Source organism: Flavobacterium lipolyticum, from assembly GCF_020905335.1.
GTDB lineage: Bacteria > Bacteroidota > Bacteroidia > Flavobacteriales > Flavobacteriaceae > Flavobacterium > Flavobacterium lipolyticum.
Map to the genome: position 1 here is coordinate 2583945 of NZ_JAJJMN010000001.1, position 20829 is coordinate 2604773.

Annotated in this window: 17 protein-coding genes and 1 tRNA gene; 11 read left to right on the forward strand and 7 right to left on the reverse strand. The window is 35.7% G+C overall.

The annotated features are described in order from the left end of the window. Window positions 1-134 precede the first annotated feature (134 nt). The 4 genes from rpsI to LNQ34_RS11375 form a co-directional block, all read right to left on the reverse strand. Window positions 135-521 (reverse strand): 30S ribosomal protein S9, encoded by a 387-nt coding sequence (gene rpsI, locus LNQ34_RS11360; RefSeq protein ID WP_017497947.1) that lies wholly within the window; start codon window positions 519-521, stop codon window positions 135-137. Continuing rightward, the gene (gene rplM, locus LNQ34_RS11365; protein WP_017497946.1) at window positions 521-976 is read right to left on the reverse strand and encodes a 50S ribosomal protein L13; all 456 of its coding nucleotides are present in this window, start codon (window positions 974-976) and stop codon (window positions 521-523) included. The genes rpsI and rplM overlap by 1 nt, the downstream gene beginning before the upstream one ends. 194 nt (window positions 977-1170) lie before the next feature. Next, window positions 1171-1983 carry a ferritin-like domain-containing protein gene (locus LNQ34_RS11370; protein ID WP_229999785.1) on the reverse strand — a complete coding sequence of 271 codons (813 nt, stop codon included), beginning with the start codon at window positions 1981-1983 and terminating at the stop codon, window positions 1171-1173. Between the two features lie 26 nt (window positions 1984-2009). Further along, window positions 2010-2756 (reverse strand): ferritin-like domain-containing protein, encoded by a 747-nt coding sequence (locus tag LNQ34_RS11375; protein ID WP_017497944.1) that lies wholly within the window; start codon window positions 2754-2756, stop codon window positions 2010-2012. Window positions 2757-2940: 184 nt separating this feature from the next. Between LNQ34_RS11375 and LNQ34_RS11380 the strand changes: the two genes are divergently transcribed. Both LNQ34_RS11380 and LNQ34_RS11385 read left to right on the forward strand, forming a co-directional pair. Continuing rightward, entirely contained in the window at window positions 2941-3966 is a 1026-nt protein-coding gene (locus LNQ34_RS11380) for a LacI family DNA-binding transcriptional regulator (protein WP_202702203.1), read from the forward strand. 1432 nt (window positions 3967-5398) lie between these two features. Further along, window positions 5399-6331 carry a glycosyl transferase family 90 gene (locus LNQ34_RS11385; protein WP_202702277.1) on the forward strand — a complete coding sequence of 311 codons (933 nt, stop codon included), beginning with the start codon at window positions 5399-5401 and terminating at the stop codon, window positions 6329-6331. A gap of 653 nt (window positions 6332-6984) precedes the next feature. Here the strand turns inward: LNQ34_RS11385 and polA are convergent. Further along, window positions 6985-9828 carry a DNA polymerase I gene (gene polA, locus LNQ34_RS11390; protein WP_202702276.1) on the reverse strand — a complete coding sequence of 948 codons (2844 nt, stop codon included), beginning with the start codon at window positions 9826-9828 and terminating at the stop codon, window positions 6985-6987. Window positions 9829-10009: 181 nt separating this feature from the next. Here polA and LNQ34_RS11395 point away from each other — a divergent pair, with 181 nt between their 5' ends. The 8 genes from LNQ34_RS11395 to LNQ34_RS11430 all read left to right on the forward strand — a co-directional run bounded on the left by LNQ34_RS11395 (window position 10010) and on the right by LNQ34_RS11430 (window position 16450). Beyond that, the gene (locus LNQ34_RS11395; RefSeq protein WP_229999787.1) at window positions 10010-11545 is read left to right on the forward strand and encodes a DUF4394 domain-containing protein; all 1536 of its coding nucleotides are present in this window, start codon (window positions 10010-10012) and stop codon (window positions 11543-11545) included. 171 nt (window positions 11546-11716) lie between these two features. Then, window positions 11717-11914, forward strand: coding sequence for a hypothetical protein (locus LNQ34_RS11400; RefSeq protein ID WP_229999789.1), 198 nt, complete (start codon window positions 11717-11719; stop codon window positions 11912-11914). Between the two features lie 45 nt (window positions 11915-11959). Next, window positions 11960-12151, forward strand: coding sequence for a hypothetical protein (locus tag LNQ34_RS11405; protein ID WP_026110151.1), 192 nt, complete (start codon window positions 11960-11962; stop codon window positions 12149-12151). A 190-nt stretch (window positions 12152-12341) separates the two neighbouring features. Beyond that, window positions 12342-13016: a response regulator transcription factor gene (locus LNQ34_RS11410; RefSeq protein WP_202702274.1), complete on the forward strand. Its 675-nt coding sequence runs from the start codon at window positions 12342-12344 to the stop codon at window positions 13014-13016. Between the two features lie 12 nt (window positions 13017-13028). Next, window positions 13029-14366 (forward strand): sensor histidine kinase, encoded by a 1338-nt coding sequence (locus LNQ34_RS11415; protein ID WP_229999790.1) that lies wholly within the window; start codon window positions 13029-13031, stop codon window positions 14364-14366. Between the two features lie 106 nt (window positions 14367-14472). Beyond that, complete coding sequence (locus LNQ34_RS11420) at window positions 14473-14658, forward strand: hypothetical protein (protein ID WP_202702273.1); 186 nt, start codon at window positions 14473-14475, stop codon at window positions 14656-14658. Between the two features lie 179 nt (window positions 14659-14837). Then, window positions 14838-16073 (forward strand): metallophosphoesterase, encoded by a 1236-nt coding sequence (locus LNQ34_RS11425; RefSeq protein ID WP_202702272.1) that lies wholly within the window; start codon window positions 14838-14840, stop codon window positions 16071-16073. 74 nt (window positions 16074-16147) lie between these two features. Continuing rightward, entirely contained in the window at window positions 16148-16450 is a 303-nt protein-coding gene (locus LNQ34_RS11430; protein WP_068844990.1) for a thioredoxin family protein, read from the forward strand. A 24-nt stretch (window positions 16451-16474) separates the two neighbouring features. Here the strand turns inward: LNQ34_RS11430 and LNQ34_RS11435 are convergent, their stop codons facing one another. Next, a complete protein-coding gene (locus LNQ34_RS11435) occupies window positions 16475-17110 on the reverse strand; it encodes a polysaccharide deacetylase family protein (protein WP_229999792.1) in 636 nt (211 codons plus the stop codon). 95 nt (window positions 17111-17205) lie between these two features. Beyond that, window positions 17206-20484 (reverse strand): glycosyltransferase family 117 protein, encoded by a 3279-nt coding sequence (locus tag LNQ34_RS11440; protein WP_229999794.1) that lies wholly within the window; start codon window positions 20482-20484, stop codon window positions 17206-17208. A gap of 245 nt (window positions 20485-20729) precedes the next feature. Between LNQ34_RS11440 and LNQ34_RS11445 the strand changes: the two genes are divergently transcribed. Further along, window positions 20730-20800 (forward strand) — tRNA-Gln (locus LNQ34_RS11445). The last annotated feature ends 29 nt before the right edge of the window (window positions 20801-20829 follow it).

A 20829-nucleotide genomic window follows, 5' to 3' on the forward strand; every position in this document is an offset into this window, starting at 1 on the left:
AATCTTTATAATCGCTTAACCCATTTAGATGCTAAACTATTTCCTACCTCGATAGGAGAGCAACAACAACTGTGTTTTTTAATTTCAATAAATAATTGATAGTGTCCTGTACCAAATGTACAAGACAGGTAATATTAACGTTTAGAGAATTGGAATCTCTTACGAGCTTTCTTCTGACCGAATTTCTTACGTTCAACCATTCTTGGATCTCTTGTTAATAAACCTTCTGGTTTCAAGATAGCTCTGTTTTCGATGTTTACTTCACACATTACACGTGCTAATGCCATTCTTACAGCTTCTGCCTGACCAGTTGAACCACCTCCGTAAACGTTTACTTTTACATCAAAGTTACTAGCATTTTCTGTCATAGATAATGGTTGTAAAACTTTGTATTGTAAAGTTGCAGTTGGAAAGTAAGTTGCGAATTCTTTTTTGTTTACAGTGATTTTTCCTGTTCCTTCAGAAACATATACACGTGCAACAGCGGTTTTTCTTCTACCGATTTTGTGAATAACTCCCATTACTTAAGATCGTTTAGGTTAACAGTTCTAGGTTTTTGAGCTCCGTGAGTATGCTCAGCACCTACAACAACATTTAGATTTCTAAAAAGTTCAGCTCCTAATTTGTTTTTAGGTAACATTCCTTTTACAGCTTTTTCTACTAATAATGCAGGATTTTTAGATTGCAATACTTTAGCAGTTAAAGTTCTTTGTCCTCCTGGGTAACCTGTATGACGCATGTAAATTTTGTCATTCATTTTTGTACCTGTAAGGTTAATTTTTTCTGAGTTGATAACAATTACGTTATCTCCACAGTCAACGTGCGGTGTGTAACTTGGTTTGTACTTACCTCTTAAGATCATTGCAACCTTTGAAGCAAGACGTCCTAAGTTATGACCTTCAGCGTCAACAACAATCCACTCTTTAGTTACAGTGGCTTTGTTAGCTGAAACCGTTTTGTAGCTTAATGCGTCCATAATATTATTTTAATTAAACATTCCATCCCCAATAAAGGGGATGCAAAAGTACAATTAATTATTTTAAAACCAAATACCTGAAAAGAATATTTTATCTGCTGAAAATCAGCGCATCAGTTTTCAATTTTAAACTATAAAAAAAAACCACCTTCACAAGTAGTGTAAAGATGGTTCAATATTTAGAATTATTTGTACTAAACAATAAATATATTTGCAATATCAACGACCTGTTGTGTGGTAAGTGGTTCATCATAAGCTTCTGATCCTGCAGAAGCTCCAAAAGCAGCTGCGGTATTGAATCTTGCCTGTACAGTAACGCCTTCGCCATCATAGACCGCTTGTGTTGCGGCGGGCATTCCTGCACCTCTCTCACTGTTAGAAATCCATCCTTTTAATCCTCTTAAGCGTCGTACTTCAGAAGCATGACGGGCTTCTACAGAGTGAATTTGTAATGCGGCAGTCAATAAATCAGGTGTAGTGATTAAATTTGCTGCCTGACCTTTGTAGGCTCTAACGCCCGTGTCTTCAAAGGCTTGTGCTAATGCTAAAAAGGTTGGGTAGTCATGAAACGGGTCAAAAGCTCCTCCAACGGTAAAGTCAAAAGTTGGTTTAGCCACAAAGTTTGCACTTGCTGGTCCGCCCAGTCCCGCAATCAAAAACTTAACGTGGTCAGATTCATGCGCAGCTATTTGTTCAAAAACTTTTCGATCTCTTCCTCCATTTTCTGATGCCGGAATTACTCCGGAATCTAATGCCATAGCATAAAATTCGTTTTCCAGATATTCTAAAGTTAAGGCAAATTGCAAGGCTCCAATAGGAGTTGCAGGAGTTGCGGTAATGTCTTTTGCTAATGCTTTATTGGCCATTGCGGATAATCCGAAAGGGATTGATGCATAAGCCAGTGTTTTTCCAATACTTCCAAACTGATTAAAACTGTCTCTTCTTGAACCAGTGCTTCTCATCAAGCTATCATCAGTAAACGTTTCTATAAATTTTAAAATATTCATAATTTCTAAGTTTTAGCTTGTTAAGATTAAGGTAAATATTTGGCTGTGAATTTTGTGGTAATGAAGCCTCCTGCAATTGGTAGAATTTTTGAAGGATCCTGAGCAACATCCAAACCGGTGCTTGCGTTTACAATATCATCTCCGGCAAAATCCTTAGAGTTAGGATTGATTAAGCTTCTGATGGCTGAGGCATGTCTGGCTTCTACCGAAACAATTTTTCCGGCTAAAAGTAAATAATCAGCACTTTTGATTAGTTTTCCTGCTCCGTTATAAGCAGCAACTCCGGTATCTTCAAGAGCTTTTGCTGTGGCAAGAACCTCAGTACGGCTGTTGAAATTTAAAGAGCCATAATTAAAAGCCAAGGAGGGAAGCAGTTGCGAACTTGGGTCAGGAAGCGCTCCGGTTAAAGCAGCCTTGAAAAAATCCCTATGAATTACTTCATGATGATACAAATCTGTTAATACCTGGCGTTCGATAGGATTAAAAGTGACATTAAAGCTTGTTGAGTTTACGACTTTAGTATAAAAATCGGCTTCCAGCTGTTCCAGAGCATACGCATAGGTCAGTACTCCAAAATCACCGGACCCTAAATCAAAAACTCCGTTTCTGATTCCGGGCAATGTAGTGTCTTCCATATCATCGTCATTGTCATTATCGCTACACCCGGCCATAAGAAGGCCTGCGCCAACTAATGTAAGGCCGCTGAGCTTTAGAAAGCTCCTTCTGTTGTTCAATGAAGGGTCAACTTCATGAATTTTAACTTCGTTTTTCATAATCAAGGATTTTAAAAGGTTAAAAGCATGTATTCAGGTATTAACGAAATTTTAAGGCTTACGGTTTTGAAAAAGAAGTTAATTTTAAAAAACACTCTGAAATTTTAAATAGGATAACGTGTTTTTTGTTTTATTTTAGGTAATTCTACTATATTTGTATTAATTACATAAAATTTATTTTTAAATGAAAGCTAAAGCAACTCTAAAGCAAATTGCGAAGGAACTCGGTGTTTCTGTATCTACTGTTTCTAAGGCATTAAATGATAGCCCGGAGATTAGTGAGCAAACAAAGGTGAAGATTAAGGAGTATGCCAAACTCAAAAATTATAAACCGAATGTTATTGGTTTGAATTTAAAGAATCGTAAAACTAAAACAATAGGTGTAATTATACCTAATATACTAAACTCCTTTTTTGCAAAGGTTTTTAGTGGTATTGAAAAAGTAGCCGATAAAAAAGGATATAATGTAATTACTTGTATTTCGAACGAATCTCTGGAAAAAGAAGTTCATACGCTTGAAATGTTAAGCAACGGAACGATTGACGGATTTATATTGTCAGTATCTGAAGAAGCGCAAAAATTAGAAGATTATGGTCATTTTTCGGCGATCATTGCTGATGGAACACCTATTGTGATGTTTGACAGAATAGCTGATGGAGTAGAATGTGACAAAGTAATAGTCGACGATTTTGATTCTGCTTTAAATTCAACACAGCATTTAATTGATTTGGGATGTAAAAATATTGCTCTGATTTCATCCGTAGACAATTTAAGTGTTGGAAAATTAAGAGCCGACGGTTACTTAAAAGCATTAGCAGACAATAATATTCCGGTAAACGAGAATATAATTCTTCGTACCGATTCTGAAGAAGATATGAAGAGTAAAATTGATGGCATTTTTGAACATAAAATAGATGCAATTTTTGCTTTGGATGAAAATGATTCAGTGGCCGCATTACGGGTAAGTCTGAAAAAAGGATATAAGGTTCCTGAAGATATTTCAATTATAGGTTTTGCCGATGGAATTTTAGCTTCAAGACGTTTGTCGCCAAGTTTAACAACAGTAAGTCAGCACGGAATTGAGATTGGAGAGGTCGCTGCCAAAAGACTAATTCAAAGATTAGAAGAGCCGGAAGGAGAAACATCAGACTATGAAACAATCGTTATCAAAACAAAACTGAAAGAACGAGAGTCTACAAGAAAAGCTTAATAAACAAAAAACCATCAGCCGCAACTGATGGTTTTTTTATTTTGATTTGAAAATTTTTTAATTTATCCAGATGTATCCTGTGTAATAATCACTGTAATTCGGGGCAATGTAAAACTTTAAAGGACAAATCATCATAGATTTTTGAAAAGTTTTCCTGGATGATCGGGCAGGTGCAGCCTGTTCGGCAGATCTTAAACGGAAAGACAGTCTTTTATATGAGAAATACAGATGTGCTTTGGGGTGTAAAAAGCAGTGTGTAACGAGTATTGTTGTGAGGGCAACCGCGCACAAAGCCCAATGACAGACGCATTGCCTTATGAGTAAGGTTCGACTTGCAGAAAGTACTTCAGATCGTAATTTGTACCGGTTAACAGAAAAGGAATGTCGGGCATGCAGGTGAGTTCTAGTTAGGGAATCTGCTGACTTATAGTGTGGCTTTTATGCCCAAAGTAGGGTAAGTAATGAAAAATAGTTTGCAATACCCGATGTGTGAACTGACTCTGCGGATGAGTTTATAGTAGAGGTATAGAGGAAAGAAAGAAGTTATGACATAGAAAAAAAACGAAGCAGTTGAAGGGGAGCGCTTAATCCAAAACAGCAGCTAAAATGTATTTGTATCAAAGCATCGATGATTTTGTTCGTCCCAATTTCCGATCTCTGTTTTCGTGCAGTATTAGTGAACCGGTAAAGGTTGTAACAGATAAAAAGTTAGGATGAATTCCTTTGGGGGTAAATATATATCAAACAAATCTCCTCTTCCAGAAGAAAGAGCTTCAGGGAGTCGCATATCCTCATCCATTATATCATGAAAAGAACGATTCCTGCTATAAGGAAAAAGCAATCAGTAAGTTATGCCAAAAAGAAACATTGAACTAAAAGTAAAATAAAATCGGTGTTATTTTGATGTATTTTCTTATAATATAAGCCGCTCCCAACACAAGAACACGATTTTTTAGGATATCATTCAATAGATGCAAGATATTTACTTATAAATTTATTTTAATTAACATTAAAATTCTTATAAATTGATTTGAAATTTCATAAAGTTATTTATATTTGCCGATAATGAAAGTTTTTTACTACATAAAAAATAGGGTGTGCCAAATATACTCACTATAGTTTATATAGATCAAAAAACAAATTAATTTACTGATTCTGTCAGATAACATTTATGCAATGTGGTAAAAAGTGTTGATAGGTGAAAGGGTATAAGTATATTTTTTCGAAAGAAATAATTAGGACTTTGTTCTTTTCATATTTATTTTTCTGATAAAATACAGAATAACGCTAACGCCAGAACTATCTGTGGATAGTTGAGGAACGTAATGACGTTTCGGATATCCAAATTAGCGTAGCGTTGTGTGATGAGAAAATATTAAGATTAAAGGTAATGGGGGTAGGACACCGAATTGCATAGTGAAAATTTACAATAATGAAAGTTGAAAAAGAGTACAAGTTTTTTTTATATTTAAGGGGGTATTATAATTCTATTTTTGCAAATTACAAAGAGTATCTCTCTAAAAAAGAATATTTGCTTTCCAAGCTCAGTGATGAAGAGATAAGTATGTGTTATGATCGAAAACAATATTATAATAAAGATAATTTTTCTTTTCGAGATATTAGTTCCGAATATACAATTGATGATCTGCGAAATATTAAAAGTCCAACATCTTATTATATTGACACATTTGAATACGCTAGATATTTTGATAAAAATTACCCAATTCGTTTCGTGTTTGGTGATGTAGATTTCGTCCCCAAAGAACATGCAATAGTTAAAAGTCGGCCTATTGGTAATGACAACGGGAAAGGAATACTCTTAAATTTAGACAGACAGCGCCATTTCAAATTCATCAAAAATGATATAGCGTATGCTCAAAAAAATGATATACTTATTGGAAGATTATCCATTCGTAAACAACACAGAATAGAGTTCTTTAAAAAACATTTTAATAATCCAAATGTTGACATAGGGCATGTGAAAAAAAATGGGGAAAATGCCCAATGGTTTAAAGATAGACTCTCATATAAAGAGCACCTGAATTATAAATATATTTTGAGTTTGGAGGGATACGATGTGGCAACTAATCTTAAATGGATAATGAGTAGCAATTCTATTGCTGTATCTCCAAAACTAAAATTTGAAACATGGTTTATGGAGGGGAAATTACGAGGAGGGGAGCATTATATAGAAATTGCAGATGATTATTCGGATTTAGATGAAAAGTTAGATTTTTATTTAAATAATCCTAAAGAAGCTTTGGAAATAATACATAATGCAAATGAGTATGTTAAAAAATTCAGAAACAAATATATGGAAGAGTTGGTATCTATTTTGGTTTTAGAATCGCTTTATATATCATAAACCTCCGATATTCGGTAAATTACAATATGACGTATCAGTCTGGTTTTTGTGGAAAGGGGTAAAAGCCGATTAAAAAGAGATAACTACTTTTTTAAGGTTTTGTAAGGATTACTTTCTTTAATATTCATCCATTGCCATAGGGTAGTATTAATAGAAAATTTCTTTTGGCACTCTTTTTTCATCAGATCAAGTCATGGATAAGATCATTCTCAACATCAGCAAAGGGGGCAAAAAAAAGCTTTTTTTGATGGCTTTTCTTGTGTAGAAAGCTATTTCCAGCACAAGAATACGGCTTTTCATAATATCATTCAACAAATGGAAAATTCCAACCGATGTGTTATGAAAAATCAACACAGAAAATTCAAAAAGGCAAATTCAGAAATAAACAAACTACTTTCTGGGAATTGTTTTTTCAAACTTCAACTATTTCTCACGGAACATTGGATTTTTTCCTTTTTTTAGTATTGATTTAAACCTAAGATTTTAGCATTTTAAAATCAAATTACTCTTCAAAAAAATGAAATCCCCCGTTTTTTAGTGAAAATACCTAAAAACGGGGGTGTTCAGAAATAATGGGATTAAAACCACTGATGATAACAGGTTTTTTAGTCCTGAGTGTGCCCAACAGAATTTAGCAAAAAACGGATGTAAAATTAATGTGCAGCGAGCCAGTCTTTACCCATTCCAAGTTCAACTTCCAAAGGAACTGCCATAGTAAAGGCATTTTCCATTTCGTGTTTGATCATAGGCTGGATTTTTTCGAGTTCGTCGTTGTGAACATCGAATACAAGCTCATCATGAACCTGAAGCAGCATTTTAGATTTCCAGTTTTCGTCTTTCAATTTTTTATGAATGTTGATCATGGCAATTTTGATCACATCGGCAGCGCTTCCCTGAATTGGGGCATTTACAGCATTTCGCTCAGCAGCACTTCTAACCACCGCATTTGCCGAGTTGATGTCTTTTAAATAACGGCGACGGCCTAAAATGGTCTGCACATATCCTTTTTCACGCGCAAATTCAATTTGTTCAGAAATATAAGATTTCAGTCTCGGGTATGTTTTGTAGTAAGCTTCAATCAAAGCGGCGCTTTCACTGCGGGATAACGAAGTCTGATTGCTCAGTCCGAAAGCAGAAACCCCATAGATAATTCCAAAGTTAACTGTTTTTGCATTACTTCTTTGCTCGCGCGAAACTTCCTCTAAAGGCACATCAAAAACTTTGGCTGCGGTTGCTCTGTGAATGTCTTCTCCGTTTTTAAAAGCGGCAATCATATTTTCTTCACCACTTAAAGCGGCAATAATTCTTAATTCTATCTGCGAGTAATCGGCAGAGATTAAAGTATAGTTTTCATCGCGCGCAACAAAAGCCTTACGAATCTGACGCCCTCTTTCGGTACGAATCGGGATATTCTGTAAATTCGGATTGTTAGAACTCAAACGTCCTGTTGCGGCAACAGTCTGCATATAATCCGTATGAACACGTTGTGTCTTTTTGTCCACCTGTTCCGGTAAAGCCAGAATATAAGTACTCTGTAATTTCACCATTTGACGCCAATCCAGAATTTCTTTTACGATTGGATTGTCGTTGGCCAAATAAGTTAAAACTTCCTCGCCGGTTGCATATTGACCGGTTTTGGTTTTCTTCTGCTTTGCTCCGCCAATTTTAAGTTTGTCAAACAAAATGTCGCCCAGCTGTTTAGGAGAAGCCAGGTTGAATTTCTCTCCGGCAGTTTCGTATATCTTCTGTTCTAGAGATTTGATTTCAACATCCATTTCTTTTGACATCGCCTTTAAAAACTCCACATCCAGACGAATTCCTTCCGTTTCCATGGCCGCTAAAACGCTTACTAGCGGAATCTCAATTTCGTCAAATAATTTCTTCGTTTCGGTTTTGTCTAATTCTGTAGTGAAGATTTCTTTAAGCTGTAAAGTGATATCAGCATCTTCGGCGGCATATTCCTTGATATCTTCAAGAGCTACATCGCGCATTGAAATTTGATTTTTTCCTTTTTTGCCAATCAATTCCTCAATTGGTTTTGGAGCATATTTCAGGTAAGTTTCCGATAAAATGTCCATGTTATGACGCATATCCGGATTGATCAGGTAGTGCGCAATCATAGTGTCAAAAAGTTTTCCTTTCACGGTAACACCATAATTAGAAAGGATTTTTAAATCGTATTTTAAATTCTGACCTATTTTTTCAATGTTTTCATTCTCAAAGAAAGGTCTGAATTTTTCAATTAAAACCTGAGCTTCTTCCTGACTTTCCGGAAAAGGAACATAAAAAGCTTTTCCTTTTTCGTAAGAGAATGCAATACCAACCAGTTCGGCGTGCAAAGCATCTAAACCGGTAGTTTCGGTATCAAAACAAACAGAAGTCTGGTTTTGCAGGTTCTGTAAAAGTAATTTTATTCCCAGATCCCCTTGAATTGCCTGATAGGAGTGAGGGGTGTTTTCTAAAGTATTGTAAAAAGAAGTTCGGGTTGCTTCTGTATTTTCTTCGGTAGAGCCTCCTCCAAAAAGGTCAAACTGATCTTCGTTTTTAGGCTGTGGTTTTTTATACAATTTAGCATCAGAAACCGGAGCTGAAGTTGTTTCATTCTCGCCTCCTGTTTTAAACAAATTATCAAATTGTTCGGCCATTCGTCTGAATTCCAATTCCTGAAAGATAGCTTCGGTTTTTTCAATATCAGGACGTGTTAACTCATAATCGTTTTCATCAAAAGTTACCGGGCAGTCTAATAAGATGGTAGCCAGTTTTTTAGATAACAATCCTTTCTCTTTATTAGCCTCAATATTCTCCTTCATTTTTCCTTTCAGCTTGTCTGTATTCGCTAATAGGTTTTCCATTGTTCCAAATTCCTTAAGAAGCTTCTTGGCAGTTACCTCACCAACTCCCGGAAGTCCCGGAATATTATCGGCAGCGTCACCCATCATCCCAAGGAAATCGATGACCTGTTCCGGACGTTCGATTTCGAATTTGGCTAAAACTTCAGGAACTCCCCAAATCTCAATCCCATTCCCCATACGGGCAGGTTTGTACATAAAGATATTCTCAGAAACCAATTGGGCAAAATCCTTATCCGGAGTTACCATAAAAACTTTATAATTTTCTTTCTCAGCTTGTTTGGCAATCGTTCCAATTAAATCGTCAGCTTCAAAACCTGACACTTCAATAATCGGAATGTGCATGGCTTTTAATAATTCACATATATAAGGAACCGCAATTTTTATGGCTTCCGGTGTTACATCACGATTGGCTTTGTATTCCGGGAATATTTCGTTACGCAAGGCACTTCCGCCTTTATCAAAAGCTACAGCCAGATGATCCGGTTTTTCACGTTTGATAACATCCAAAAGCGAATTCATGAATCCCATGATCGCCGAGGTATCCATTCCTTTAGAGTTAATTCTTGGATTTTTTATGAAGGCGTAATAGCCACGAAATATTAAAGCGTAAGCATCAAGTAGAAAAAGGCGTTTTTGTGACGACATAAGTACAATTTATCAATTCAATTTTCAAAGTTACGAATATCACTATAATATTAGGGAAGAAAATGCTTTGTTATTTGTTTTTCAGAAATAACAGAAGATTTGATAACTATTTTCTGAAAACTTTGAAAAATTGCAAACCAAAAGATTTTTTTTGCCGTAAGTAAATAAAAAACAATGCGTTATGAGAGAAAATTTATTTACACCAAGATCACTTTTTTTGATGGGATTAATGTCATTTTTAGGTGCATGTTCTAATGATGACGACAGAACTCCAATTCCTCAGCCAGAACCTGAACCAATGCCTAGTACTGCCCCTCCGGTAGACTTCACCGCATTAAGCAATGATAACAAAGTTTTTTACTTTAATGCCAAAGATTTAAAAACTCCTGTTCGTTCTTATTCGATAACAGGATTACAATCAGGCGAGAATATCATTAGTATTGACTACAGACCTGCTACAGGTCAATTGTATGGATTGGGCTCTACCAGCAGATTATATACCATAAATGAAAGTTCGGGATTGGCGACACCTTTAGGAACGGCATCTTTCTCTCCGGCAATTGAAGGAACATCGTCTTCTATAGATTTTAACCCCACAGTTGACAGGGTACGTCTGGTGTCTAATAACGGAAAAAATCTGAGATTGCATCCCGAACTCGGAACTGTAGCTGCAACCGACGGAAATATTAACGGGGTAGCGAATGCTCAGGTAGGAGCAATTGCCTATACCAATAGTCTTTCAGGAAGTACGACGACACAGCTTTTCGATATTGATTATGCTACGGATAAATTGTACCTGCAAAATCCCCCAAATGATGGAGCTCTTCAGGAAGTAGGAAGTTTAAAAGTTGATTTTTCGGGAGTTGGAGGTTTTGATATACAGCCCGATTCGAATTTGGGAATAGCGGTAAACAATAAAAATAGCCAATCAAGATTGTATACGATTAATTTAACGAATGGAGAAGCAACCTGGGTCGGGGTTTTTACACAGCAGATTGTTGAAGTAGCCTTTAAAACAAAACCTATCGCCTTCGCAACATCCGAAACAAACATTTTGTATCGATTTAATCCGGTTACAGGAACTTCAAATTCAGTTGCTCTGATGGGGATGAATACAAGCGAGCAGGTGGTTGGTTTAGATTTCAGGCCTGCAAACGGAACGCTTTATGCCCTGACCAATCAAAGCAGATTGTTAACGATTAATTCTTCAAACGGACAGGTGACCGCCGTTGGTGCTGGATTGTCTCCAACATTATCCGGACAAAATTTTGGGTTTGATTTTAATCCCACGGTTGACAGAATACGTGTAGTAAGCAATACAGGACAAAATCTCCGATTGCATCCGGATACAGGGGTTGTTGCCGCTACAGATCTCAGTCTTAATCCGGGGACGCCATCCGTTACAGCTGCTGCTTACACGAATAATTTTGCACAAGCTTCGACTACACAGTTATTTGTTATCGATTCCGGTACTAGTAGCTTATATCTGCAAAATCCTCCAAACAACGGAACTTTAGTATTAGTAGGTAGTCTTGGAGTGACAGCCACAGGAATGAATGGTTTTGATATAGGAGGTAACAGTAATGAAGCCTTTGCAGTATTAACAGTTAGTGGTGTGCAGTCTGTTTATAAGATTAACCTAACTACTGGTACAGCAACAAAAACAGTTGATTTTTCTCCGGCAGTTACTTCGATGACTTTAGGATTGGGCTTTTAAAAAAGACAGCATTAAATATACATGCGATAAAGCGACAGGATATTCCGGTCGCTTTTTTTATAAATTAAAGTTAAAATTTTAATGGGACATGATTTCTTCATTTTGTCTTCATATTACGAGGGTAAATTTGATCTGTAAAATAAAAGGTATTAATATAAAAATGTAGAAATCATGAGAAATTTATTGATGTTATTAGTAGCAGTTTTGGGAACAAGCGTTATGGTACATGCATTTCCGGCTAAAGATGTTAAACCGGCTCCGGTCAAAGAAGTAAAAGCGACCAAACATCCTAAACACAAAGCGGATAAAAAAGTAAAATCACCAAAAATGGCAGCTCCAAAAACAGAAGCTCCAAAAGCAAAAAAATAAGACTATAAAAGGATAAAAAAGATAAATCAATTTAAATTAAAAATTATGAAAAATCTAGTAATGTTACTCGTGGCAGTTTTAGGAACAAGTGTAATGGTTAGCGCACAAACAGCTCCGGCACAGACAGCTCCTGCAAAAGAAGTGAAAGCAACTAAACATCACAAAAACAAAGCCGATAAAAAAATGAAATCGCAAAAAAGCGAAGCTCCAAAAGCAGAAACAACCAAAATGAAGTAGGAAAAATTGTTTTCGTTTTGCTTACGAAGAATTGTATACGAGGCAAAACAGAAGTAATGATTATGAGAATGCGGTTGAAGAGAGCCGGTAAAGAAATTTACTGGCTTTTTTTTATTCGTTAATTTTTTTAATAATGCGTAACAATGCTTTTTATAATTGCTTAAATTTAGTTGCATTTAAAAGTCGAATTATGAATATTTTGATTGTTGAAGATACGAAAGAACTTGCGGCAGAAGTTTACGATTTTCTGTGTAATGCAGGCTACATCTGTAAAATAGTTCACAACTGCAGTGATGCTCTGGAGGAGGTAAACAGTAATGATTATGATGCTATGCTGCTGGACCTTGGTCTGCCTGACGGAGATGGATTTGAAGTACTGAAAACAGTTCGTAAAACGAAATCGAAAATGGCCGTTATTGTACTTACAGCCCGTGGAGAACTGGATGACAGGATAAATGGTTTGCATCTGGGCGCCGATGATTATCTGACCAAACCTTTTGCCCTCACAGAGCTTAGTGCGCGATTGTTTGCGGTTATTCGCAGGATGCATGGTTTTACTATGAATAATTTAAGCATTCATGGTTTTTTATTGCAGCTTCAGGATTATAAAGTGAGTTATGATGAAACGCCCATTAATTTGACCAAAAAGGAATTTGATATTTTTCAGTATTTAGTCCTTAATAAAAACAGAGTAATTACGAGGTTGCAATTGACAGAACATATTTGGGGAGACATTCTCGAAGTCAATTCCGACTCTAATTTTATTGACGTCCATGTTAGAAACCTTCGAAAAAAATTAGACAAGCATACAGAAATTGATTGGTTTGAAACCGTTAGAAATGTAGGGTATCGTATAAACGAATAAAGAATACAGGTTGTGAAGATAAAACATCAATTGGCTATTTTTAATGCGCTGACAAGACTGTTGGTTATTTTTATTTTATGGCTGATGCTGCCTATTTTGGTAGAAAATGTGGTGTACAGACATATCAATAACGGGCTGCTCGAAAAGAAACAGAAGTTTATTGAACATCTGAATCAGAATGAAATCGATGACTTTATTGAAAATTCAGGTGATTCGACCGAAACCTATTCACAGTTTTCAACCCTTCACAGCGAGTTTTTGGTGCTCTCAAAATCTTCTCTAAAACACGACCAGAAAAAACCTGTTTTTAGTAATGACTACCGAATTATTGAAGGAGAAGAAAACGAATACAGAATCTTGCAGTATCATTTTACCTTCGGAAATCAGGGATACCAGCTCGAAATTGGAAGCAGTTTGGGAGAAGTAAAAGACCTTACTTTTATCATCCGATTTTTTATTATTATCGTTTTTGTAGTGATATTATTGATTACTTTTTTGGCAGATACTTTTTATATCGAATACTTATTAAAGCCTTTTTATAAAATTATTGATACCAAGATAAGGCGGGTCAATGAGCCTGAAGCTTTTGATCATACCCCAATCAAAGTCAGGTCTCATGATTTTAGAGAACTCGATTCTGTTTTAAACCAAATGATGGACCGTATTGCGGAGCTTTTTAAAAAAGAAAAACAGTTCATATCAAATGTTTCCCACGAGCTGCTAACGCCAATTGCATTGCTCAAAAGTAAGTTTGAGAACTTATTGCAAAATGAATCTTTAGATGATAATGCTATTGATAAAATTGCAGGAGCATTGAAAACATTAGATATGCTCAAAAAAATCATTAATAATTTATTGTTGATTTCCAGAATCGAAAACAATCAGTATGAAGCCAACGAGAATATAAATTTTCATGAAATAGTCGCCGATTTGCAGGAAGATTTACAGGATCGTATCGACGACAGAGAAATTCAGTTTTGGAATAAAATGAACCATCATTATGTTTTTACAGGAAACAAAACGCTGATTCATATTCTTATTTATAATTTGGTTACCAATGCCATAAAATACAATAAACCTCAGGGCAGCATAAGTGTTGCGGATGGTTTTCAGGATCATTACTATTTTATTTCTATTGCCGATTCCGGTGTTGGGATGAATGATTTTCAAATAGAACAGATATTCAACAGGTTTGCCAGACTTAGTTCAGATCAGGAAGGGCAGGGGTTAGGGCTTGCTATTGCGGAGAGTATTGCTTCTTTTCATCATATCGAATTAAAAGTTACGTCTGAGATTGATAAAGGAACCACCTTTACATTATTGTTTCCGGGAGGGCAAAAACACAATTAAAAGTTAATTTTTTCAGACAGGCCTAATCTTCATTTTATCTTCATTTTGTGAGAATATCTTTGGGGTATAATAAATGAAGATAATAATAATCATAAAAACTAAAATCATGAGAAAATTAGTAATGTTGGCAGTAGCTGTTTTAGGAACAGTTGCGATGGTGAACGCTCAAACAGCTCCAGTAAAATCAGCCCCTGTAAAAGAAGCAAAAGCTCCTAAAAAAGAGAAAAAAGCAGATAAAAAAGCGAAAAAAGAAGCAGCCGCTAAACCGGAAGCAGCAAAAACACAAAAATAAAAAGGTATAGTTTATTTCGGTAAACACATGTTGTGGATTTTAAAAGGTTTTAAAAATTTGGTAGAGAAAAAGCTGATAGAGTAATCTGTCAGCTTTTTGTTATTATCAGCGTTAAAATTTTGATAATAAAAAGCCATAAGATTTTCATTCTTTGTTACTTTGTTCAAAACTAAAAAATAATGATCCTTAAGTTTCTAATTCTTTGTGCTCTTCTATTATTTATTGAGTACTATTCTTACCAGGCATTTCGAGCCTTAATCAAGTTAAGATGGGTTTTGATTAGTTATCAGGTTATAAGTTTACTAATTCTAATTTTTATCATTTATTCTTTTTCGCAAATTGACCGGTCTGTTGGACAAACGAAACAATTTATGTTTACAACAGGGTTAATGTTATTGGTTTATGTGCCAAAAATTGTTCTTACGCTTTTTATGTTTGGTGAGGATATTTTTAGAATAGGGGTTAGCATCGTCAATTACTTCGTGTATAATGTTCCAAAAAAGGAAATGATGCCTGAGAGGAGAAAATTTATCAGTCAGATCGCCTTAGGATTGGCAGCAGTTCCTTTTCTTTCTTTGATTTATGGGATATTTGAAGGAAAATACAATTTTAAGGTAATCAAGCAAACTGTCTTTTTTCCGGATCTTCCGGATGCTTTTGATGGTTTTAAAATCACTCAGATTTCTGATGTTCACAGTGGAAGTTTTGATAATCCGGATAAAATAAATTATGCTATTGATCTGATTAATGCTCAGGAAGCTGATCTGATTTTGTTTACAGGAGATATTGTCAATACACATGCTAAAGAAATGCATCCCTGGCTGGAAACTTTTAAGAGAATAAAAAACTATAAATACGGGAAGTTTTCTGTTTTAGGTAACCATGACTATGGGGAATATGTAACCTGGCCTTCTGAAAAGGATAAAAAGGAAAATTTTGAAGAAATTAAGAGCCTTTATGGGCAAATTGGATTTGAGCTTTTGTTAAACGAGCACCGATACATTCAAAAAGGAGATGACAAAATTGCACTGATTGGCGTAGAAAACTGGGGAAAGAATTTTGCGAAGTATGGAGATATAGATAAAGCCTCTCAGAATGTGTCTCAGGGCGATTTTAAAGTGGTCATGAGCCATGATCCGACACACTGGGAATACGTAATTAAAGAGCATCCGAAAAATTTTCATTTAACCTTGTCAGGTCACACACATGGCATGCAATTTGGGATAGAAATTCCGGGTTATTTTAAATGGAGTCTGGCTCAGTATATTTATAAACAATGGGCAGGCTTATATGAAAATGTAAGTCGATACGTTTATGTAAATCGTGGATTTGGTTTTCACGCATATCCGGGGCGTGTAGGGATTATGCCCGAAATAACCGTGATTGAACTAAAAAAGGGGAACAATGTGGCTTAATTCGTTAAAAATGCTACATTTGTATATAATTACCTCTTTTTAAAAGATTAAAAAAGAATTAAATTTTTGGTTTTATGTCAAAATTTGGAGAACTTATAAATGCTCAAGTTCCAGTGTTGATTGATTTTTACACCGATTGGAACGAATCATCTGTATCAATGCATCCTGTAATTAAGGATGTTGCGGCTGCACTTGGCGATAAAGCCAAGGTGATCAAAATTGATGTGGATAAAAATCAGGAATTAGCAGAAGCACTGCGTATTAAGGGACTTCCTACTTTAATGATTTATAAAGAAGGGCAGATGATTTGGAGGCAATCCGGTGAACTGGATGCGAATACAATTATAGGAATTGTTCAGGAACAATTTAATTTATAGAATACTACTTCTTAAAGATATTATCTAGTGAATAATATCAAATGTATACCCATTTTCTTTTAAAAAGTGTAAGGTTTTAGGTAAGGCAAATTTTAAATTTGGCGAGGCTTTTATGCTGTCGTGAAATACAATTACGCTTCCTGATTTCACATTTTTTGTTACGTTTTCAAGACATTTCTCAGGTGTGATGCTCTGGTCAAAATCAGCGCTTAAAACGTCCCACATGATGATTTTATATCCTAATTTTCGAAGGATTCTGGACTGTGCCTTTTTGATTTTTCCATAAGGCGGACGAAAGATAAGATTGCGTGTTTTTTCCTCTTCCAGAACAGCGGCACAATTTTGTACATTTTTAATGTAATCATCGGTGTGGCTTTTCCAGCCATTGACATGGTTCATGGTATGATTGCCAATAGAATGTCCTTCTTTGATTAGTTTTTCAAACAAAGAAAGGTTTGCTTTTATGTTTTTTCCAATACAAAAGAAAGTGGCTTTTGCGTCAAATTTTTTCAATTCAGATAAAACCCAGTCTGTAATCTCGGGAGTTGGGCCATCGTCAAAGGTGAGATATATTTTCTTTTCGTTGTTTGGAATGTCCCAACAATATTTAGAAAATACCTTCTTGATGAATGAATTTGTTTTTACCCAATAAAAGCTCATTTTGTTTTGGTTTACAGATATGTAAAATTAAAAAATGCAGCGCTACTAATCAAGCTGCGCTGCATTTTTTTAATTACTATGTTTTTCGTATCTTATTATTCTTTTTCTCTTCCAAAACGTTCGAAAACATTTACATAAGTATTAAATGTTACTTTGTGCTTCTCATAGAAAGTAAGATCGTTGTTTTCTTTCATCACTTGTAATAGACTTCTGTAGCGTTCAATGTCAGTAATGATGTCAATCGCTAAGTCAGTTTGGTCACCAGGAGTCAGAGTGGCGTAATAGTTTAGTTCCTCTTTGTATTTCTGAACCAGTTGGTTGAGTAAATTGTGTGCTTTGGCAGTTTCTCCTACTTTGTAATATCCTCCTGCAAAAGGTTCAACTAACGAATAATAACCAAACTTATCTACCGGCATTTTTGTCATTGCCAGTTCGATCACTTTTTTGGCTTTATCTGTTTTGCCTTCAGTAATCAATTGATCCATCAAACGGGATAAATTAGTACGGTAGGTAATACTGTTTCTTCTGGTTTCGGGATCGTGATAAATAGTCCCATTGCTATTGCCCCAGTCCCATTTCATTACGATATCGTACGATTTATCAGCATCCATTTGCCCCATATCCATAGGGCCTCCGTCTTTTGAAGGGATATTTTTAATAGGTACTAATTTGTAAACCATTCCGTCCAATTGCAGATAGTTTTTCAGCCATAAGTAATCTTCGTCGTCAAAAGCTCCTCCGCTAAAATAAATAGGTCTTTTCCAGTTGTTGTTGGCCAAAATGTCCAGCATCATTAAGCGATTTTTATATAAAGCACTTCCTTTGATGTCGATATCCATGTAAGGAACAATAGAGTCGTTGTATTTCGGATTAACGACTTTGTTTTTGATAATCACATTTTTGTCAATAGGAACTCTGATTTTGTTCGTAGGGTAAAAATGGATCGTTTGTCCGTTTTGTAAACCTACTGTCGATTTTGGATTTTTAATAAAATCAATAAAATCTTTGATGTTCCAACGCGTGTCAATTTTAGGAATATGAGCTACATAGTCCAATTTGTCACCTACATATTCATCATGGGTAAAGGATATTGGTAACGGATCAGATTCGTAAGCTTTCGCTTTCATTTGATCAATGTACCAGTCGGTCATAAATAAGCTGGTGTTTACTATCTTAACATCGGTTCTGATGCCTTCGATCTCCTGGGCATACCAAAGCGGGAAGGTGTCATTATCTCCAATAGTAAATAAAATAGCGTCTTTATCGCAAGAAGTTAAATACGCTTTAGCCATTGCAACTGCAGTATATCTTCCGGATCTGTCGTGATCGTCCCAGTTTTGAGAAGCCATTAAAATCGGTGCAGCTAACAAACTTCCGGCAATAATAATTGGGCCGGCAATTTTAGGGGCGACATATTTTTGAATGCTTTCGTAAAGTGAATAAACACCAAAACCAATCCAGATCGCAAACACATAAAAAGATCCTACTAATGCATAATCTCTTTCGCGAGGCTCAAAAGGTCTTTCGTTCAGGTATATTTTTAAAGCAATTCCGGTAAATAAGAATAGAGCCAATAGTACGTAAAAACTTTTTAAGTCCTTGTTGGCATGGTACATTAATCCGATAAGTCCCAAAATAAATGGCAGGAAGTAATAAACATTTCTTCCTTTATTGTTGGTAACATCAGAAGGTAAATTGTCTTGTGAGCCAAGATGTAAAGAGTCAAGTGCTTTGATTCCGCTAATCCAGTTTCCGTCAATATTATCGTATTTCCCCTGATTGTCGCTTTGACGTCCAACGAAGTTCCACATCAAATATCTCCAGTACATATATCCAAATTGGTATTCAAACATGAAACTGAAATTGTCGACAGCAGATGGTTTTTCGATAATCAGGTAATCGCCATAGCTTTTTAAGAATTTCACATAACCTTCGTTATCAATTTGTTTTTGAGCATAAGCTTTTCTGAATTCTGAAATTGTTTTTTCAACTTCATTTCGCAATTGAGCTGTAGCTTTGCTGTATTCTTCTTCAGTTAACTGACTGGCGTCAATTCCGTATTTTCCTAAATCCTGCTCGTAGTCATAATTTGGGTTTATTCGGAAGTTAGGCGGGGTTGTAAAGTTAATATAGTTTTGAATGTGCCCCATTTCAGTGCTCCACATTCTTGGAAGAATCGTTTTTTGGTTGTCGTCAGAGTTTTGCTGAGCGTTTTTGAAATTATTGGTAATGATGTATTTACCTGTTTTGTAATCTCTTTCGTAGTTAGGAGCCTTGTCTGAATAAGGATTTTTGGCATCAAGGCCTGCGAAATATTCCGTGTACTGAGGTCCGTAAAAAAGAGGATTTACTCCATATTGTTCACGATTGTAGTACGCCAGTACTTCCGCGGCATCCGAAGGTTTATTTTCGTTGATTACGGTGTTGGCATTAGCGCGAACAGGCAGCATTATCCAGGTAGAGAATCCAATAAGTATAAAAAGAACACAAAGAATAATAGTGTTGTAAAAAATTAATCCTTTTTGTTTGGTAAATCTTAACCCAAAATAGAAGAAGGCGATTAGGATCAGCGTTACGAAAATTGTTCCCGAGTTAAAAGGCAATCCAAAACTATTTACCATAAAAACTTCAGTGTCAGCAAAGGCCTCCATTGTTAAAGGTAAAAGCAATTTGAAGATAAAGAGAAGAACACCAATTACAACAATATTGGCAATAAGAAAGTTTTTGATGGTAACTTTTTCGTAATGTTTGAAGTAATACAGAAAACCAATAGAAGGAATGGTTAACAAAGCCATAAAGTGAACTCCAAACGATAGTCCGATAACAAGAGAAATGATCAATAACCATTTGTTTCCTTTTGGTTGGTCCATATCTTGTTCCCAACGTAAACCAAGCCAGAAAAGCAAGGCAATTAAAAGGGAGGCCATCGCGTAAACTTCCGCTTCAACAGCATTAAACCAGAAGCTGTCTGAGAAAGTGTAGGCAAGGGCTCCAACAAAAGAACTTCCTAAAATAACAATTGAATTGTTTTGGTCGATTTCGGCAAAACGGGCTACAATTTTTTTCAAAATCATAGAAGAAGACCAAAACATAAATAGAATAGTAAAGGCACTTGAAAAAACCGACATCATATTAACCATTACCGCTACATGTTGTGCATCTGTCGCAAACATTGCGAAAAAAGCACCCATCATTTGAAATAAAGGAGCTCCCGGCGGGTGTCCCACTTCCAGTTTTGCGGCAGTGGCAATATATTCTCCGCAATCCCAGAAACTCATCGTGGGTTCAACAGTTAAGGTGTAAGTAATTAAAGCGATTGCAAATGCAAACCAACCAATAATAGTATTCCATTTATTGAAATTGAATTGTGCCATATTTAGGTGTTAAAATTTTGTAATTTTTCTATCGTACAAAGAAAATGTTTTTTTGTTTAAAGAAACGAGCATTAACAAAAAAATCTGTAAAAGTATTTGGTTGAAGTAAGGTGTTGTTTGTGAAATACTTGTAAAAGTGTTACGGATTTTGAGCAAAAAAAAACAGTAAAAAATGATTTTTTTTGCTCAAAAAGTTTGCACAAACTAAATAAAGCTCTAAATTTGCACTCGCTTAACAGCACTGCTGGTCTATGGTGTAATGGTAACACAACTGTTTTTGGTGCAGTCTTTCTAGGTTCGAGTCCTAGTAGACCAACATAAGAAGCCTCTCAATCGAGAGGCTTT

Excerpts from the sequence above, each read along its gene's own strand:
- rpsI (WP_017497947.1), bottom strand. The coding sequence starts at position 521 with ATGGGAGTTATTCACAAAATCGGTAGAAGAAAAACCGCTGTTGCACGT.
- rplM (WP_017497946.1), bottom strand. The coding sequence starts at position 976 with ATGGACGCATTAAGCTACAAAACGGTTTCAGCTAACAAAGCCACTGTA.
- LNQ34_RS11370 (WP_229999785.1), bottom strand. The coding sequence starts at position 1,983 with ATGAATATTTTAAAATTTATAGAAACGTTTACTGATGATAGCTTGATG.
- LNQ34_RS11375 (WP_017497944.1), bottom strand. The coding sequence starts at position 2,756 with ATGAAAAACGAAGTTAAAATTCATGAAGTTGACCCTTCATTGAACAAC.
- LNQ34_RS11380 (WP_202702203.1), top strand. The coding sequence starts at position 2,941 with ATGAAAGCTAAAGCAACTCTAAAGCAAATTGCGAAGGAACTCGGTGTT.
- LNQ34_RS11385 (WP_202702277.1), top strand. The coding sequence starts at position 5,399 with ATGAAAGTTGAAAAAGAGTACAAGTTTTTTTTATATTTAAGGGGGTAT.
- polA (WP_202702276.1), bottom strand. The coding sequence starts at position 9,828 with ATGTCGTCACAAAAACGCCTTTTTCTACTTGATGCTTACGCTTTAATA.
- LNQ34_RS11395 (WP_229999787.1), top strand. The coding sequence starts at position 10,010 with ATGAGAGAAAATTTATTTACACCAAGATCACTTTTTTTGATGGGATTA.
- LNQ34_RS11400 (WP_229999789.1), top strand. The coding sequence starts at position 11,717 with ATGAGAAATTTATTGATGTTATTAGTAGCAGTTTTGGGAACAAGCGTT.
- LNQ34_RS11405 (WP_026110151.1), top strand. The coding sequence starts at position 11,960 with ATGAAAAATCTAGTAATGTTACTCGTGGCAGTTTTAGGAACAAGTGTA.
- LNQ34_RS11410 (WP_202702274.1), top strand. The coding sequence starts at position 12,342 with ATGAATATTTTGATTGTTGAAGATACGAAAGAACTTGCGGCAGAAGTT.
- LNQ34_RS11420 (WP_202702273.1), top strand. The coding sequence starts at position 14,473 with ATGAGAAAATTAGTAATGTTGGCAGTAGCTGTTTTAGGAACAGTTGCG.
- LNQ34_RS11425 (WP_202702272.1), top strand. The coding sequence starts at position 14,838 with ATGATCCTTAAGTTTCTAATTCTTTGTGCTCTTCTATTATTTATTGAG.
- LNQ34_RS11430 (WP_068844990.1), top strand. The coding sequence starts at position 16,148 with ATGTCAAAATTTGGAGAACTTATAAATGCTCAAGTTCCAGTGTTGATT.
- LNQ34_RS11435 (WP_229999792.1), bottom strand. The coding sequence starts at position 17,110 with ATGAGCTTTTATTGGGTAAAAACAAATTCATTCATCAAGAAGGTATTT.
- LNQ34_RS11440 (WP_229999794.1), bottom strand. The coding sequence starts at position 20,484 with ATGGCACAATTCAATTTCAATAAATGGAATACTATTATTGGTTGGTTT.